The organism is Streptomyces sp. NPDC030991 (assembly GCF_055571235.1).
On sequence record NZ_JBVIFR010000003.1, the window covers coordinates 132,878 to 149,345 of the forward strand.

Annotated in this window: 15 protein-coding genes; 6 read left to right on the plus strand and 9 right to left on the minus strand. The window is 67.9% G+C overall.

Annotated elements, in window-relative coordinates:
- Positions 1-174: 174 nt before the first annotated feature.
- Positions 175-948 carry a TerD family protein gene (locus tag ACZ45E_RS06795; RefSeq protein WP_468217419.1) on the plus strand — a complete coding sequence of 258 codons (774 nt, stop codon included), beginning with the start codon at positions 175-177 and terminating at the stop codon, positions 946-948.
- Positions 949-966: 18 nt separating this feature from the next.
- On the opposite strand, the gene ACZ45E_RS06800 is transcribed toward ACZ45E_RS06795, so the two are convergent.
- From ACZ45E_RS06800 to ACZ45E_RS06825, 6 genes are all read right to left on the minus strand, one after another.
- Positions 967-1,713 carry a TerD family protein gene (locus tag ACZ45E_RS06800; RefSeq protein WP_468217422.1) on the minus strand — a complete coding sequence of 249 codons (747 nt, stop codon included), beginning with the start codon at positions 1,711-1,713 and terminating at the stop codon, positions 967-969.
- Between the two features lie 153 nt (positions 1,714-1,866).
- Positions 1,867-3,012, minus strand: a complete 1,146-nt coding sequence (locus tag ACZ45E_RS06805) for a DUF475 domain-containing protein (RefSeq protein WP_468217425.1) — start codon at positions 3,010-3,012, stop codon at positions 1,867-1,869.
- Positions 3,013-3,093: 81 nt separating this feature from the next.
- Positions 3,094-3,669: a TerD family protein gene (locus ACZ45E_RS06810; RefSeq protein WP_468217426.1), complete on the minus strand. Its 576-nt coding sequence runs from the start codon at positions 3,667-3,669 to the stop codon at positions 3,094-3,096.
- A 106-nt stretch (positions 3,670-3,775) separates the two neighbouring features.
- On the minus strand, positions 3,776-4,351 hold the full coding sequence (locus tag ACZ45E_RS06815) for a TerD family protein (RefSeq protein ID WP_399059611.1): 576 nt from the start codon (positions 4,349-4,351) through the stop codon (positions 3,776-3,778).
- A 140-nt stretch (positions 4,352-4,491) separates the two neighbouring features.
- Positions 4,492-4,950: a peroxiredoxin gene (locus tag ACZ45E_RS06820; RefSeq protein WP_468217428.1), complete on the minus strand. Its 459-nt coding sequence runs from the start codon at positions 4,948-4,950 to the stop codon at positions 4,492-4,494.
- Positions 4,951-5,138: 188 nt separating this feature from the next.
- Positions 5,139-5,570 carry a DUF3052 domain-containing protein gene (locus tag ACZ45E_RS06825; protein WP_324776036.1) on the minus strand — a complete coding sequence of 144 codons (432 nt, stop codon included), beginning with the start codon at positions 5,568-5,570 and terminating at the stop codon, positions 5,139-5,141.
- A 444-nt stretch (positions 5,571-6,014) separates the two neighbouring features.
- Between ACZ45E_RS06825 and aceE the strand changes: the two genes are divergently transcribed.
- The gene (gene aceE / locus ACZ45E_RS06830; RefSeq protein WP_468217431.1) at positions 6,015-8,762 is read left to right on the plus strand and encodes a pyruvate dehydrogenase (acetyl-transferring), homodimeric type; all 2,748 of its coding nucleotides are present in this window, start codon (positions 6,015-6,017) and stop codon (positions 8,760-8,762) included.
- 468 nt (positions 8,763-9,230) lie between these two features.
- On the opposite strand, the gene ACZ45E_RS06835 is transcribed toward aceE, so the two are convergent.
- The 3 genes from ACZ45E_RS06835 to ACZ45E_RS06845 form a co-directional block, all read right to left on the minus strand.
- Complete coding sequence (locus tag ACZ45E_RS06835) at positions 9,231-9,539, minus strand: small hydrophobic protein (protein ID WP_468217433.1); 309 nt, start codon at positions 9,537-9,539, stop codon at positions 9,231-9,233.
- An 83-nt stretch (positions 9,540-9,622) separates the two neighbouring features.
- Entirely contained in the window at positions 9,623-9,985 is a 363-nt protein-coding gene (locus ACZ45E_RS06840) for a peptidase inhibitor family I36 protein (RefSeq protein WP_468217435.1), read from the minus strand.
- A gap of 274 nt (positions 9,986-10,259) precedes the next feature.
- A complete protein-coding gene (locus tag ACZ45E_RS06845; RefSeq protein ID WP_468217436.1) occupies positions 10,260-11,873 on the minus strand; it encodes an MFS transporter in 1,614 nt (537 codons plus the stop codon).
- A 110-nt stretch (positions 11,874-11,983) separates the two neighbouring features.
- On the opposite strand from ACZ45E_RS06845, the gene ACZ45E_RS06850 reads away from it, so the two are divergent.
- From ACZ45E_RS06850 to ACZ45E_RS06865, 4 genes are all read left to right on the plus strand, one after another.
- Positions 11,984-12,619, plus strand: coding sequence for a TetR/AcrR family transcriptional regulator (locus tag ACZ45E_RS06850; protein WP_468217439.1), 636 nt, complete (start codon positions 11,984-11,986; stop codon positions 12,617-12,619).
- Positions 12,620-12,809: 190 nt separating this feature from the next.
- Entirely contained in the window at positions 12,810-14,021 is a 1,212-nt protein-coding gene (locus tag ACZ45E_RS06855) for an alpha/beta hydrolase (protein ID WP_468217441.1), read from the plus strand.
- A gap of 76 nt (positions 14,022-14,097) precedes the next feature.
- Positions 14,098-14,976, plus strand: a complete 879-nt coding sequence (locus ACZ45E_RS06860; protein WP_468217444.1) for a DUF4429 domain-containing protein — start codon at positions 14,098-14,100, stop codon at positions 14,974-14,976.
- Positions 14,977-15,078: 102 nt separating this feature from the next.
- Entirely contained in the window at positions 15,079-16,464 is a 1,386-nt protein-coding gene (locus ACZ45E_RS06865; protein WP_468217447.1) for a sensor histidine kinase, read from the plus strand.
- Positions 16,465-16,468 lie beyond the last annotated feature (4 nt).

Sequence of the window (16,468 nt, forward strand, 5' to 3'; positions counted from 1 at the left end):
TGTGGCCGGTAATAGTACGTACAAACCTGTGTCAAGAGTTCCCGGCGGCAATGAAATTCTGGTAACCCGTGGATGTCGGGAGGTGCGTTCCGTCCCTCCTGTCCGGCCCGCGATCCCCGCGGATCCCCGTACCCCGCGTTGTCCCGGCCCACCGCGGGAAGGCAGGATGACCGCATGACGCACGCGATGCTCAAGGGGGCGAACGTCCCGCTCGACGCCACGGCGGTGCGCGCCGTGCTCCGCTGGACCCCGGGGCAGGGCGTACCGGCGGTGGACGCCTCCGCGCTGCTGCTGGGAGCCGACGGCAAGGTCCGCTCCGACGAGGACTTCGTCTTCTACAACCAGCCCCGGCACCCCTCGGGGAAGGTCTGGCGGCTCGGCCAGAAGCGCGTGGCCGACGGCATGACGGACACCCTCCAGGCCGACCTGGGAGGCGTCCCGCCGGAGATCTCCCGGATCCTCTTCACGGCCTCCGCCGACGAGGTCGCGTTCGAGCACGTGCAGGGGCTGCGCATGTTCGTCTACGACGCCTCGTCCGACGGCGCCGAACCGCTCGCGCACTTCGACATCAGGCCGGAGACCGGCGCCGAGACCGCGCTGATCTGCGGCGAGGTGTACCGGCGCGGCGACGGCTGGCGGCTGCGCGCGGTCGGCGAGGGCTACTCGAACGGCCTGATCGGCCTCGCGACGGACTTCGGCATCTCGGTCGACGAATCGGCCTCCACGGAGCCCGCCCCGGCGCCGACCGCTCCCGCGCCGGCCCCTGCCCCCTCGTTCCCGCTGCCGCCCCAGCAGCCGCCCTCCTACGGCTACCCCTCGCAGCCCGCGACGCAGCCGGCCCCGCCGTCCCAGCCCGCGTACGGCTATCCGCAGCCGGTGGCGGCGACGGCCTACCCGGACCCGGCGTTCCGCCTGCCGCCGCAGGGGCCGCAGTTCATCGGCCGCTGACCCCTGCCGGGGCAGCGGCTACCGGCCGCCGGCGTTGGACTTGTAGCCCCGGCCCCACTGCAGGCCCCAGCCGTACAGACGGTCCAGCTCGGCCTGGAACCCGTACACGAACTTCACCTCGCGCCGCACCACCAGATCTCCCTTGACGTTCTCCAGGGAGACGACGGCGCAGGAGCGGGCCTGGGGTGCGCGCTCGTCCAGGCTGATCTCGATGCGTGGGCCGTTGTTCGGGTACAGCGTCACGATCGCGTGCGTGCGGTCGAACGCCGGCGTCTGGTCGTAGATGTAGACGAACACCAGCAGCCGCTTGATGTTGTCGCGGTGGTCGAGATTGACGTAGATGGTCTCCCCGGACGCCGAACCGAACCGGTCGTCCCCGCTGAGCTTCACGTACGGCGGCTCGTTGAGCGCGCCGAAGAAGCTGCCGAGCGGCTGTACGACGCCCCTCTCGCCGTCCGTCAGCTCGTACAGGCAGCCGAGGTCCAGGTCGACGTTGACCATGGACTGGGTGTGCGCCTGCACGACCTCCGGTTTGAACATGCTGAACGGATGCCGAAACAGGCTGCTCTTCTCGAACCCGCCGAGGTCCGAGGTCCGCATCCGCCAGGAGAGATTGACCCGCAGGTTGCCGGTGGCCGCGCCCTGCTTGGAGAGCGAGACGACCGGATGTCGCTTGGTGAGTTCGATGGCGTTGGTCGCCGCGCTGCCGGAATCGAACTCGAACTGCGCGGACCGCCCGCGCCAGAGTGTGTCCCAGAAGGACATGCCGCCCCCAAATACTGTTCCGGTACTGCCCGTTCCCGCCCATATGTGCCCGTATCCGCCGAACGGGGCGGCCGCGGGAGGACTCTGCCTCGTACGACCGCCCCGTTCAGAGGGTTCCAGGAATGCGCCCCGGGTCAAACACCGGGCTCCGGGTCAGACTCCGGACGAAACCTCACTCTTGTCCGGGTTCCCCGCGTTTCCCTCCTCGGCCGCGATCCGCTTGTTGCGGCGCACCGACGACCAGAAGGACCAGGCGATCAGGACGACACCGATGAGGCCCGTGACGATCTCGTTGATCTGGTGCTGAATGGTGACCAGCAGGATCACGGCGAGCGCGCCGATCGCGTAGTGCGCGCCGTGCTCCAGGTACACGTAGTCGTCGAGGGTGCCCTGGCGGACCAGGTAGACCGTGAGCGACCGGACGTACATGGCGCCGATGCCGAGGCCGAGCGCCATCAGGACGATGTCGTTGGTGATGGCGAAGGCGCCGATCACCCCGTCGAAGGAGAACGACGCGTCCAGGACCTCGAGGTACAGGAACATGAAGAACGCGGCCTGGCCGCCCAGCACCACGGCGGACTTCGGCTTGCCCTCGCGGGCGGCCTTCTCCTCCGCCTCGTGTTCTCGCTCCTCCTCTTCCTCGAGACGGTTCTCGAAGAAGCTGGAGAGACCGCCGACGACGAGGTACGTGATCAGGCCGGCGACCCCGGAGATGAGCACGGTCGACTGCTTGTCCACGTGCACGCCACCGTGCTGGTGCGCGTGGACGGCGAACGTCATGGAGACGACCAGGAGCACGATCAGCGCGATGCAGACCGACAGCATGTCGACCTTGCCGAGCTTGGCGAGCGGGCGCTCCAGCCAGCCGAGCCACTTGATGTCACGGTCCTCGAAAATGAAGTCGAGGAAGATCATCAACAGGAACATGCCGCCGAACGCCGCGATGGACGGGTGCGCGTCCGTGACCAGTTGCTCATAGCGGTTTGGCTGGTTGAACGCGAGGTCGACCGCCTCGACCGGCCCCATCTTGGCGCTGATCGCGACGATCACGACGGGGAAGACCAGGCGCATGCCGAACACGGCGATCAGCACGCCGACCGTGAGGAAGATCTTCTGCCAGAAGGCGTTCATCTTCTTCAGGATTCCGGCGTTGACCACCGCGTTGTCGAAGGAGAGCGAAATCTCCATGATGGCCAGGATCGCGACCAGCCCGAGCGCGGTCCATCCGTCGTAGAACACCGCTGCGATCAAACCGAGCACGGTGATCGCGAACGACCAGCCGAAGGTTTTCAGAACCACTGGCTACCCCATTGTGTGTACGGGTTTCCCCGTGCTGGTTGTACGGGGCTCCCCCGCTCCGTGCACGGCTTTAGCAACGCTTTAGGAAACGTTGACTCCGAAGTCTAGAGCGATGCCCCGGAGTCCGGACGCGTACCCCTGCCCCACGGCACGGAACTTCCACTCTGCGCCGTAGCGGTACACCTCTCCGAAGATCATCGCGGTCTCGGTGGAGGCGTCCTCGGACAGGTCGTAGCGGGCGAGCTCCTGGCCGTCCGCCTGGTTCACCACACGGATGAAGGCGTTGCTGACCTGACCGAAGGTCTGTCCCCGGTTGTCCGCGTCATGGATCGAGACGGGGAAGATGATCTTGTCGCAGGCGGCCGGCACCTTGGAGAGGTCGACGAGGACCGACTCGTCGTCACCCTCGCCCTCACCCGTGAGGTTGTCCCCGGTGTGCTCGACCGAACCGTCGGGGCTCTTGAGCTGGTTGTAGAAGATGAACCACTCGTCGCCCATGACCCGGCCGTCGCTGCACAGCAGCGCGCTGGCGTCCAGGTCGAAGTCGGCGCCGGTGGTGGAGCGTGCGTCCCAGCCGAGTCCGACGAGGATCTGTGTGAGGTTCGGTGCGGCTTTGGAGAGGGAGACATTGCCTCCCTTGGCGAGCGTGACGCCCATGATGGTGGTCCTCCCCGCGCGTTGAGGCGTTGCTTTGTCGAGCGCGTCCGGCGCCGCACTGCAGGAGTGCGGCGCCGGACGGGTGTGCGTGGTGCGGTGTCTCGGCTCAGACGTTGACGCCGAAGTCCTGCGCGATGCCGCGCAGGCCCGAGGCGTAGCCCTGACCGACGGCGCGGAACTTCCACTCCGCCCCGTTGCGGTACAGCTCGCCGAAGACCATGGCGGTCTCCGTGGAGGCGTCCTCGGAGAGGTCGTAGCGGGCGATCTCGGCGCCACCGGTCTGGTTCACCACGCGAATGAACGCGTTGCGCACCTGGCCGAAGGACTGCTGGCGGTTCTCGGCGTCGTAGATCGAGACCGGGAAAACGATCTTGTCGACGTCCGCCGGGACCGCCGCGAGGTCGACCTTGACCTGCTCGTCGTCGCCCTCGCCCTCACCGGTGGTGTTGTCCCCGGTGTGCTCGACCGAGCCGTCCGCGCTCTTCAGGTTGTTGAAGAACACGAAGTCCTGGTCGTTGCGGACCTTGCCCTCCGCGTTGGTCAGAATGGCGCTGGCGTCGAGGTCGAAGTCCGTACCGGTGGTGGTACGGACATCCCAACCGAGGCCTACGACGACCGCCGTGAGGCCAGGGGCCTCCTTGCTCAGCGATACGTTGCCGCCCTTGCTGAGGCTGACTCCCACGAGTCCTCCCTATGGTCTGTAGGGGCGGGGAGCCCCGTAGTGCGTCTGGTATCGGATCAACGTCTGGATCCTAGTGAGGGGTTCCCGCCCCCGGCGAGGCTTCCTACCGGGTGTCGTCCCCCGGGAATCCAGCGGAACGCTCAAAGAGTCTCGAGCGCCTTGGCGTACTCGTTCAGGTCCCGGGCGTCCGGCAGGCCGTTGACGACGGTCCAGCGGACCACGCCCTCCTTGTCGATGATGAAGGTGCCGCGCACCGCGCACCCCTTCTCCTCGTCGAAGACGCCGTACGCGCGCGAGGCCTCGCCGTGCGGCCAGAAGTCGCTCAGCAGCGGGTACTCAAGACCCTCCTGCTCGGCGAATACCCGCAGCGTGAACGGGGAATCGTTGGAGACGGCGAGCAGCTGCACGTCGTCGTTGACGAACTTCGGCAGCTCGTCACGGAGCGCGCACAGCTCGCCCGTGCAGACCCCGGTGAAAGCGAACGGGTAGAAGAGCAGCACCACGTTCTTCTCACCGCGGAAGTCCGAGAGCTTCACGGTCTCCCCGTGCTGATTCCTGAGCTCGAACTCCGGAGCCTTGGTGCCGGCCTCGATCGCCATGGTGAAGCTTCCCTTCGATGGGGCTGTTCGGGTGGTTCACCCTAGTTGGCGACGGGAAATAAGCGTTCACCGGCCGCCACAGCCGGCGGTCCGCCTCCGCAGGGCCTCACGCATGCGTGAGGCCCTGCGGGCGTGCTCAACACGCCCGCAGGGCCTCACCTGGGGTATCCCGTCCGCCGGGCCGCGGCTTACCGCTTCTTGGCGGCCGTCTTGGGCGTCACCAGCCTGCTCCCGGTCCAGTCCTTGCCCACGCTGACACCCTTGGTCTGCGAGAGCCCGGCGGTGGTGGCGGCCTCACCGATCTCACTCGGCTCGACGTACCCGTCCCGCCCGGTCTTCGGCGTCAGAAGCAGGATGTAACCGCCGTCTTCGATGTACGTGGTGGTGTCCACCAGCGCATCAGTAAGGTCCCCGTCGTCCTCACGGAACCAGAGCACCACGGCATCAGCCACGTCGTCATAGTCCTCGTCGACGAGCTCTGTGGTGGTTGTGGCCTCGATGGCCTCACGGAGCTCCTGATCGACGTCCTCGTCGTAGCCGATCTCCTGGACCACCATGTCGGTCTGGAAACCCAGCCTCACGGCAAGGTTCGTCTCCGCGTGGTCCGCGGTCGCGCTCACGGATTGCCTCCTGATCATGTTTACGAAGTTGTCTGCAGCATCGCGCACGCGCGAAGCGTTGGCCGTAGTCCACACGTGCGCGACGGATCGCGCAAGTACCCGGCCGTCGAGACCGCCGAAACGGTGACGTTCCAGGCCGTGCCACCACAACTCCTGTCAAGGATTCCCGCAGGCCGGTGATGTACGCCACAGCATTCTGCCGGGTTTGCCCGCCCTGCCCCCACATCGAGTGCGGCCAGGGCCGAACAGCCCCATGGGACACCTGATCGTAATGGGCACAAGGACGCGAATTGTTCACAGGTGCCCCAGAGCCGCTCTCGGCCCCCTCGATTTACCTCTCGGTAGAGATGACGATTCCGATTCCGAGGTACACGATGGACAACGGCGTACCCGGCGGCGCACCCGCCAGGGGAACAGTGGCATCACCGACAGTGAAGGAACAGCGTGGCTTCCGGATCCGATCGCAACCCGATCATCATTGGCGGTCTTCCCAGTCAGGTCCCGGACTTCGATCCAGAAGAGACCCAGGAGTGGCTCGACTCCCTTGACGCGGCAGTCGACGAACGCGGTCGCGAGCGCGCCCGCTATCTGATGCTCCGCCTGATCGAGCGGGCCCGCGAGAAGCGCGTGGCCGTGCCCGAGATGCGCAGCACGGACTACATCAACACGATCGCCACCAAGGACGAGCCCTTCTTCCCCGGCAACGAGGAGATCGAGCGCAAGGTCCTCAACGCCACGCGATGGAACGCGGCGGTGATGGTCTCCCGCGCCCAGCGCCCCGGCATCGGCGTCGGCGGTCACATCGCCACGTTCGCCTCCTCCGCCTCGCTCTACGACGTGGGCTTCAACCACTTCTTCCGCGGCAAGGACGAGGGCGACGGCGGCGACCAGATCTTCTTCCAGGGCCACGCCTCGCCCGGCATCTACGCCCGCGCGTATCTCCTGGACCGCCTCACCGAGGACCAGCTCGACGCCTTCCGCCAGGAGAAGTCGAAGGCGCCGCACGGCCTCTCCTCGTACCCGCACCCGCGCCTCATGCCGGACTTCTGGGAGTTCCCGACCGTCTCCATGGGGCTCGGCCCGCTCGGCGCGATCTTCCAGGCCCGGATGAACCGGTACATGGAGGCCCGGGGCGTCGCGGACACCTCCAAGTCGCAGGTGTGGGCCTTCCTCGGCGACGGCGAGATGGACGAGCCGGAGTCTCTCGGCCAGCTCTCCATCGCCGCGCGCGAGGGCCTCGACAACCTCACCTTCGTCGTCAACTGCAACCTGCAGCGTCTCGACGGCCCGGTCCGCGGCAACGGCAAGATCATCCAGGAGCTGGAGTCCCAGTTCCGTGGCGCCGGCTGGAACGTCATCAAGCTGGTCTGGGACCGCAGCTGGGACCCGCTGCTCGCGCAGGACCGCGACGGCGTCCTGGTCAACAAGTTGAACACCACCCCCGACGGCCAGTTCCAGACCTACGCCACCGAGCCCGGCTCCTACATCCGCAAACACTTCTTCGGCGACGACCACCGGCTGCGCGCCATGGTCGAGAACATGACCGACGACCAGATCCTCCACCTGGGCCGCGGCGGTCACGACCACAAGAAGATCTTCGCCGCGTTCACGGCGGCCAAGGAGCACAAGGGCCAGCCGACGGTCATCCTCGCGCAGACGGTCAAGGGCTGGACCCTCGGCCCGAACTTCGAGGGCCGCAACGCCACTCACCAGATGAAGAAGCTGACGGTCGACGACCTGAAGGGATTCCGCGACCGACTGCACATCCCGATCTCCGACGCCCAGCTCGAAGGCGGCGCCCCGCCGTACTACCACCCGGGCCGCGACTCCGAAGAGATCCAGTACATGCACGACCGCCGCCAGTCGCTCGGCGGTTACGTCCCGACCCGTGTCGTCCGCGCGAAGCCGCTCCAACTCCCGGACGACAAGGCGTACGCGACCGTGAAGAAGGGGTCCGGCCAGCAGTCGATCGCCACCACCATGGCGTTCGTCCGCCTCCTGAAGGACCTCATGCGGGACAAGGAGATCGGCAAGCGCTTCGTACTGATCGCACCCGACGAGTACCGCACCTTCGGCATGGACTCCTTCTTCCCGAGTGCGAAGATCTATAACCCGCTCGGCCAGCAGTACGAGTCCGTGGACCGCGAACTCCTGCTCGCGTACAAGGAGTCGCCGACCGGCCAGATGCTCCACGACGGCATCTCGGAGGCCGGCTGCACGGCGTCCCTGATCGCCGCCGGCTCTGCTTACGCGACACACGGCGAACCTCTCATTCCGGTCTACGTCTTCTACTCGATGTTCGGTTTCCAGCGCACCGGCGACCAGTTCTGGCAGATGGCCGACCAACTGGCCCGCGGTTTCGTCCTCGGCGCCACCGCGGGCCGCACGACACTGACCGGCGAGGGCCTCCAGCACGCCGACGGCCACTCGCAGCTGCTGGCCTCGACCAACCCCGGCTGCGTCGCCTACGACCCGGCGTACGCCTACGAGATCGCGCACATCGTCAAGGACGGCCTGCGCCGGATGTACGGCCCCACGGCCGACGGCAAGCCCGGCGAGAACGTCTTCTACTACCTCACCGTGTACAACGAGCCGATCCAGCACCCCGCAGAGCCGGCCGACGTCGACGTCGACGGCATCCTCAAGGGCATCCATCGCATCAGCACCGGCACGTCGGGCGCCATCCCCGCCCAGATCATGGCCTCGGGTGTCGGTGTCCCCTGGGCGCTGGAGGCCCAGCAGATCCTCGCCCAGGAGTGGAACGTACGGGCCGACGTCTGGTCCGCCACCTCCTGGAACGAACTGCGCCGCGAGGCGGTGGACGTGGAGCGCCACAATCTCCTCCACCCCGAGGAGGAGCAGCGCACGCCGTACGTCACGCGGAAGCTGTCCGGCGCGCAGGGCCCGTTCATCGCCGTCTCCGACTGGATGCGGTCCGTGCCCGACCAGATCTCCCGCTGGGTCCCCGGCACCTACCAGTCGCTCGGCGCCGACGGGTTCGGCTTCGCTGACACCCGGGGTGCCGCGCGCCGCTTCTTCCACATCGACGCGCAGTCGATCGTGGTCGCGGTCCTCACGGAGCTGGCGCGTGAGGGGAAGGTCGACCGCTCGGTCCTCAAGCAGGCCATCGATCGCTACCAGTTGCTGGACGTCACCGCCGCCGATCCGGGCGCGGCCGGGGGCGACGCGTAGCGGTTCGCTTCGGGGAGCGAGTCGCTTCTAGGGGTGGGGTGCTTCTTGGGGTGGGGTGCTTTAGGGGCGGGATGCTTCTAGGGGTGGGCAGCTTTGAGGCGGTTCGCCTTGGGGCGTCGCTTCTAGGGGTGGTCCGCCTCGAGGAGCGGCCCGCTTTGGGGAGCGGCGGGGCTTGAGTCCCGCCGCTCTTCGGTTGCCGGCTGGGAGGACGGTAGCCGACGCTCGGGTGTTGAGGACCAGGTGCCAGGAGGCCAAGGGTCGGGGGCCGGGGCTTGGGGCTGGGCGTCGAGGCGGTACGTCGGGGCCGAGGACGGGCCTCCGGTACGCGTCTTTCCGTACCCGCCCTTTCTGTACCCGTCTTTGACGCCGGGGCCTTCGGAGACGGCCCCGGGTGTTACCCCGGGGCCGCGTCGAGTTGACCGCGCGGAGCGGTCAGTCGCTCCTGGTCAGGCTCTCTCCTGCTCGGACTCAGAACAGTCCGCCCGCGGCCGAGCCGGGCATCGAAGCCAGCCAGATGATCGCGAGCAGGGTGTCGATCGCGCCGAGGACGACTGCTACCAGCGCCGGCACCGACCGCGTACCGGTCCAGCGTCGGCCCATGGCCAGCCAGCCGCACACGACGGCGACCGGTCCCAGCACGATCTGCAGGACGAAGAAGCCCGCGATCGCGCTGATGAGTCCGATGATTCCGAGCGTCGCGCGGTCCGGCCCGCTCCGCGATCCTGCGCGGCCGCGTGAGCGAGGGTGCTTGCGCGTGGTGTGACCGAAGCCCGCCATCATCACTCCTCGAGTTCGTCCGGACTCGGGCAATGAATCGGGTACCCCATCTACCGCGGTCTACCACCGGCGCCCCCGACCGGTCATCTCTCCCACACCTTGAACGCCCGTGCCCGGTAAGGCGATTCAGGCTCCCACGTACCACTGCCCGGGTACGTCTGGAACTCCCCCGTCTCCCCGCAGACCGCGGACTGGTACGTGGTCACGGGACGGCCGGTACGGTTCGCGACGGACGCCACGCTGCTCCCCTCCGGCAGCGCGACGCAGCTCTCGATGTCGATCCCGGCCAGTTCATAGGTGTGCCGGTGCCCCTTGAACCCGGCCTTGCCCCACAGGCACAGCTCCCCCGCCCCGCAGGCGCCGAGCGTCGGTGGCGCCGCCGCTGTGGCGAGGCCGGGCGTGAGAGCCACCGCGGCGAGTGTGATCGCCGCGACGGCGATGCTCATAGGAACGCGCATAGGCATGGTCGTACGCATGTGTGTTAACCCCCGTGTCAGATCGACCAGTTCCGTTCGCGACTGATCGCTTGTCACACACTCTGGCCCGGAGGATCTGATTCCGGGAAGGGCTTCCGATCGACGTCACCCGGATAAGCGAAAGCCCCCGGATAGTTCCCCGGGGGCTTCCCTCACAAGAGCGGTTTGAGCGCCTTGCGCGCGGCTGAGGGGGGTGCCTGCCGAAGCCCTTGAGCTGGGCTTCGGCAGCGCGACCCGTCCCGTGTCAGATGTGCGCGGCGCCCGCTCCCGCCGCGTCCGCGTTGGCACCGCGCTTGGTCAGCATCGCGACGAGAACCGCGACGACCGCGACCCCCGAGGCCACCAGGCAGGCCAGGCTCATGCCGGAGATGAAGGTGTCGTGCGCGACGCTCGTGATCTTCTCGGTGAGTGCGGCCGGCGTACCGGGCGGCACCGGGGCGGCGCCGACCTGGACGGCCTCGGACGCCTGGTCCAACTGGGTGCCGGAGAGCGGCGGCAGCTTGGCGTCCGCCCAGTTTCCGGCGAGGTCGCTGTCGACCTTCGAGGCCATGACGGCGCCGAGGACGGCGGTGCCGAGGCTGCCACCGATCTGCATGGCCGCCTGCTGGAGGCCACCGGCGACGCCGGACAGCTCCATCGGCGCGTTGCCCACGATGACCTCGGTGGCGCCCACCATGACGGGCGCGAGGCCGAGGCCGAGCAGTCCGAACCAGACGGACATGATGCCGCTGCCGGTGCCCGCCTCCAGCGTGGACATGCCGTACATGGCGATGGCCGTGCACGCCATACCGCCCGCGAGCGGGATACGCGGTCCGACCTTCGTGATCATCGCGCCGGCCAGCGGCGAGGCGACGATCATCATGCCGGTCAGCGGCAGCAGGTGCAGGCCGCTGTCGATCGGACTCATGCCGTGCACGTTCTGCAGGTAGAAGGTGACGAAGAACAGGCCGCCCATGAACGCGATGGCCATGAGCACCATCAGCACCACACCGGCCGACAGCGGCACGGAGCGGAACAGGCCCAGCGGGATGAGCGGTTCGGCGACCCGGGTCTCCCAGACCGCGAACAGCACGAAACAGAGCACCGCCGCGGCGAGGAACGACCACGTCAAAACGTCGCCCCAGCCCCACGACGGCGCCTTGATGAGGGCCCAGACCAAACAGAACATCGCGCCGGACAGCAGCACGATGCCGGGGATGTCGAAGGACCGTGGGGCGTTCTTGGCGCGGTGGTCGAGGAGGATGACGAGTCCGAGGACGAGCGCGAGGACGCCCACCGGCACGTTGATGAAGAAGACGGACTGCCAGCTGACGTGCTCCACGAGCACACCGCCGAGGATGGGTCCGCCCGCCGTCGACGCGCCGATCACCATGCCCCAGATGCCGATCGCCATGTTCAGCTTCTCGGCAGGGAAGGTGGCGCGCAGCAGGCCGAGCGCGGCGGGCATGAGCAGCGCGCCGAACAGGCCCTGGAACACGCGGAACGTGACGACGAACGCGATGCTGTCGGACAGGCCGATGGCCCCCGAGGCGGCCGCGAAACCGACCACGCCGATGAGGAAGGTCTGTCGGTGTCCGAACCGGTCGCCGAGCTTGCCCGCGGTGATGAGGGTGACCGCGAGGGCGAGGAAGTAGCCGTTGGTGATCCACTGGACGTCGGCGAAGCTCGCGCCGAGGTCCTTCTGAATGGCCGGGTTGGCGATGGCGACGATGGTCCCGTCGAGGGCGACCATCATCACGCCGATCGCGACGGAGAAGAGAGTCAGCCAGGGGTGGCCGCGCAGCCCCTCGGCTGGTGTCGGGACGGGATCGGGCTCCGGAACCCGGTCCGTCTTGTCGACAGTGGTCTGACTAGTCATACCTTCGAGGCTAGTGACAGTCCCTGACAGTTGACAAAGCATTTCACTAGTCGGTAACTGTCACGTCGCTCACACTACGATGGGCTGCGCAAACAGCCAGAAAGAGGACCATGGCGACTCGACTGAACCTGCGTGAACTCAAGAAGCAGCGCACCCGGAACGCGCTGCTGCGCTCCGCACTTGAGCTCTTCACGTCCCAGGGGTTCGACCGCACGACGGTCGATGAGATCGCCGAGGCCTGCGAGGTCTCCCAGCGCACCTTCTTCCGCTACTTCGCGAACAAAGAAGAAGCCGCTTTCGCCGTACAGGAGATGGTGGAGTCCCGATTCGTCGCCGCACTGCGAGAACGCCCCGCCGGGGAAAGCCCGTTCGAGGCGATGCGTCACACCGTCCTCGGCACGTGGGAAGCACTGAGCCGCTCCGTCGAGGAAGTCATCCCGGTCGAACTCCACATGCGTACCTACCAGATGATCGAGTCGACACCTGTTCTGCTCGCCGCACACCTGCGCCGCTCCACGGAGCTCGAGGAGGAGATCGCGCGCGTGATCGCCGAACGGGAAGGGCTCGACGTGGACACCGACCCCCGGCCGCGCGTGGCGGTGGCCGCGTTCAGTGGCGTGATGCGGATGACAGGGCGCCTCTGGGGCGCCGGCGAGGATGCGAGCGTCGACGCCATCCGCAGACTCACCGAGTCCTATCTCGACCATCTGAAGCCGTCCTTGGGCGAGCGATGGACCCACAACTAAGCGTGACCGATCTCGACGGCCGCACGTGACGCCGTCCGCACTGCCGCGCGCGTGAAGCGGCTCATCCTCCTTGCGCAGCGTGAATACCTGGTGGCAGTCGCGCCCGCGATAACCCTATTAGCCTGCGGAAAACGTGATCTGCCTCACCCATTGCACGGAGCCCCGCGTGCTTCTCCTAGGGTGTCTCGCAGTGACTTCCTTCGACTCTCCCCCCCAGCTCAATGTCTGGCGCGCGCTGCTTGCGCTGTCCGTCGTGTTCGTCATGCTGGCGACCACCGGTTGGACCGCGGTGCGTCAGCACCAGGGCTCGGCATCACCGCTCCGGACCGCGCTCACCGCCTGGGAGCACGGCAGCCTGAACGGACACGCCCTGCCCGCGCCCGACGGCTCCCCCACCCGCCTCGCGCACTTCTTCGCCTCGCTCCACCCGCACCAGCGCAGCCGCCTTGCCGCCCGCTACCCCCTCGCGGTCGGCAACATGAACGGCGCACCCGTCGAGCTGCGCTACCGCGCGAACCGGATCGCCCTCGATCAGGCCCGCAAGATCGAGGCCGAACGCGTGCACGACGTCCGGCTGTCCTCCGTCGGCCAGGCCGACGCCGAGCAGCGCATGAAGCGCTTCGCACTGCTGACCCGTGCCGACCGCAAGATCCTCGCCTTCGACCCCCTGGGCAACGGCCGGGTCGCCGAGGTCTTCGGCGACCTCGACGCAGCGCAGCGCGTCTCCGTGGTGGTGCCGGGCGTCGACACGAACGTGCTGACCTTCCAGCGCACCTTCCGCAAGTATTCGGCTCCCGTGGGCATGGCCCGCTCGTTGTACGCCGCCGAGCGCACGGCAAGCCCGCACACCCGTACCGCGGTCATCGCGTGGGCCGACTACACGGCCCCCGTCGGCCTGGGCGTGGACGCCGCCACGTCCATGCGTGCCGATGACGGCGCAGTACGGCTCAACGCGATGCTGGGCGCTCTGCCCGGTCGTTCCCCCGTCGCCCTGTACTGCCACAGCTACGGCTCCGTGGTGTGCGGTGTGGCGGCGCGTGGCCTGCCCTCGCGGGTCAGTGACATCGCCGTGGCCGGTAGTCCGGGCATGCGTGCCGAGAGCGCTTCGGACCTCGGCACCCACGCGCGCGTGTGGGCCGCCCGCGACAAGGACGACTGGATCCAGGACGTGCCGTACATGGAGGTGGGCGGTCTCGGGCACGGCGCCGACCCCGTCTCACCGAGCTTCGGGGCCCGGGTCATCTCCTCGGCGGATGCCAGGGGCCACACCGGTTACTTCGCCCCGGGCACCGAGAGCCTCAGCAACTTCGCCGAGATCGGGACTGGCTCGTACCCGTCGGTGCGATGTGCGGACGCGGATCAGCACTGTCGGGAGGGTTTTTCCGGGAGCGCCTCCACCTGACGCGCGTAGAAATCGGTGAAACAGTGGTCCGACGCAACAGGCGACGGGGGCGCGCGTGCCGCATACGATGAGCCGCATGGGTGACGTACTGGCCGGATTTCATGCCGCCTGGGAGTTCGAGTCCGACTCCGTGCTCATCCGCTTCGAACGGGGGATCCGCACGCCGAAGCTGCTTCAGGCGCTCGGCGAGCGCCGTATCCCTCTGGAAGCGATCGCGGCGGTGACTCTGACTCCCGGCAAGCGCGGGACTGTGGTGCTGCAGGCCGTGCCCAGACCCGGGGCCGATCCGCTGATGGACGCCGCGGCGGGCCAGCTCAAGGAGGGCAGCGACCCTTACCGCCTGGTGCTGCCGGCCGAGCGGGAGACCCTCGCCGAGTACTACGCGGACGAATTGCGCGGCCGACTGGTCGCCGAGGAAGACGCCTGGCCGGACGGGTACCTGGTGGCTCCGCCCGAGCCTCCACTCCAGTTCAAGGCGTACGACGGCAAGGCCTCGTTCGATGGTGCATCGGTGTCCTTCCGCTGGTTCTGGACGGGTGCCTCGTCCGCGAAGTGGAAGGCCGGGGACAAGACGTTCCCGGTCGCTGACCTGAGCGGGGTCGAATGGCGCTCCCCGGAGCTGTTCGAGGGGCACTTGCGCCTTCTGCACCGGGAGACGGCCGACGAACAGCCGGGCCAGGCGGACCAAGACCCGGCCGCCGTGGTCTTCGGCCTCGGCTACGGTCCGTTGCACGAGTCACTTCCTTTCGCGGCCTCGGTACTGGCCGCCGTACGGTCCACGAGCCCCGCGCAGCCGTCCCCCGGACAATTGCGCACCGGGTCCACCGCGGTCGGGCGCCGCGACCCGGCGGACATCGCCGACCGCATCCGTCACCTCGGTGAACTGCACCAAGCGGGCCTGGTCACGGACGCCGAGTTCACGACGAAGAAGACCGAACTGCTCGCCGAGCTGTGAACAACCGGCCGGTCCTGCGCTGTTGATACCTGGGTATGAAGTGCGGTTGAGCACTCCGGTATGACGGCATGACCCGTGCTCATTGCCTACGCTGATCCGGCGATGAGCACTGCACCCCCTCCACCCGACCATGCCCCCCGCCCGCCGGACGAAGACTCCGGGCGAGGAGGGCGGCGACGCATGCCCCGTGTGCTGGGCCGAGATCTCCGCAGCACCGGCGAGAGACTGACCGCGGCCGCATCGGCGCTCACGACCGCTGTGGGCGGGGATCGCTCCGAGCCACTGCTGGCCCAGGCACCCAAGCGCTGGATGCGGCTGCTGCCCTACCTGGTCGCCCTGGGTCTCGTCGCGGTGCTCATGCCGGTCACCACGCAGGTGTTGTCGCACGACTACGGCGTCAACGGCGGTTTGGCCGGCGCCATCGGAGTCGCACAGTCCGCTCCCCTGCTTCTCGCGGTCAGCCGTCCGCTGGCCGCCTGGTACATCACGATCGTCGCCGTCGTACTGGGCACGATCCCGCTGTTCCAGGGTGACGCACATAACCCGTCACCGTGGACACCCATGGTCGTCGTCGGCTACGTGGTCCTGTGCATAGTCCTCGCGCTGCGGGAGAGCCGACGCACGCTGGTCCGCATCTGGCTGGTCACCGTCGTGGTCACCATCATCCTCGGGATCTTCCGTGACGGGACCAGTCAGGACTCGGGCGTCCTGCTCATCGTCCTGAGCGGTGGGGTACTGCTGCTGGGCGCCCTTCTGCGCGAGCGGGGCGAGGCTCAGCGCAAGCTCGTGGAACAGGAGACGATCAGCGAGGCCGAGCGGACCCGCCGCACGTTGCTCGAGGAACGGACCAGAATCGCCCGCGAGTTGCATGACGTCGTGGCGCATCACATGTCGGTGATCACCGTGCAGGCCGACTCCGCGCCCTACCGGCTCCAGGGCCTGACCGAGGAGACCCGAGCGGAGTTCGAGTCCATCGCCTCGGGCGCGCGCGAATCGCTCACAGAGATGCGACGCCTCCTGGCCGTCCTGCGCAGCGAGGGCACGCAGGGCGATCTGGCGCCACAGCCCGGCCTCGCCCACCTGGAACAGCTGGTGGAGGCGACGATACGAGGCGGGGTGCCGGCCGAGCTGTCGTACCCGGAGCTGCTTCTCGTCGGTCAACTGGCCGATGTGCCGCCCGCGGTGGACCTATCGGCGTATCGCATCGTGCAGGAGGCGCTGTCGAACGTGGTGCGGCACGCCCCCGGTGCGCGCACCCAGATCTCGGTCGGCCTGGACGCGGACGCCCTGCTGGTGATCGTGGTCAACGGACCGGCCCGGGAGCCTGTCTCCCCGATCGAGTCCACCGGCACGGGACACGGACTGATAGGGATGCGCGAGCGCGTACGGTTGGTCGGCGGCACGCTGGACGTGGGGCCACTGCCCGCCGGAGGTTTCCGTGTCGCTGCCCGGCTTCCGCTCACCGTGTCCGACTCCCCTTCGGCGTAAAGGA

What these genes read in the sequence shown, in the direction of transcription:
- ACZ45E_RS06795 (WP_468217419.1), top strand. Translation starts at nt 175, where the DNA reads ATGACGCACGCGATGCTCAAGGGGGCGAACGTCCCGCTCGACGCCACG.
- ACZ45E_RS06800 (WP_468217422.1), bottom strand. Translation starts at nt 1,713, where the DNA reads ATGTCCTTCTGGGACACACTCTGGCGCGGGCGGTCCGCGCAGTTCGAG.
- ACZ45E_RS06810 (WP_468217426.1), bottom strand. Translation starts at nt 3,669, where the DNA reads ATGGGCGTCACGCTCGCCAAGGGAGGCAATGTCTCCCTCTCCAAAGCC.
- ACZ45E_RS06820 (WP_468217428.1), bottom strand. Translation starts at nt 4,950, where the DNA reads ATGGCGATCGAGGCCGGCACCAAGGCTCCGGAGTTCGAGCTCAGGAAT.
- ACZ45E_RS06835 (WP_468217433.1), bottom strand. Translation starts at nt 9,539, where the DNA reads ATGGCGGGCTTCGGTCACACCACGCGCAAGCACCCTCGCTCACGCGGC.
- ACZ45E_RS06840 (WP_468217435.1), bottom strand. Translation starts at nt 9,985, where the DNA reads ATGAGCATCGCCGTCGCGGCGATCACACTCGCCGCGGTGGCTCTCACG.
- ACZ45E_RS06845 (WP_468217436.1), bottom strand. Translation starts at nt 11,873, where the DNA reads ATGACTAGTCAGACCACTGTCGACAAGACGGACCGGGTTCCGGAGCCC.
- ACZ45E_RS06850 (WP_468217439.1), top strand. Translation starts at nt 11,984, where the DNA reads ATGGCGACTCGACTGAACCTGCGTGAACTCAAGAAGCAGCGCACCCGG.
- ACZ45E_RS06860 (WP_468217444.1), top strand. Translation starts at nt 14,098, where the DNA reads ATGGGTGACGTACTGGCCGGATTTCATGCCGCCTGGGAGTTCGAGTCC.
- ACZ45E_RS06865 (WP_468217447.1), top strand. Translation starts at nt 15,079, where the DNA reads ATGAGCACTGCACCCCCTCCACCCGACCATGCCCCCCGCCCGCCGGAC.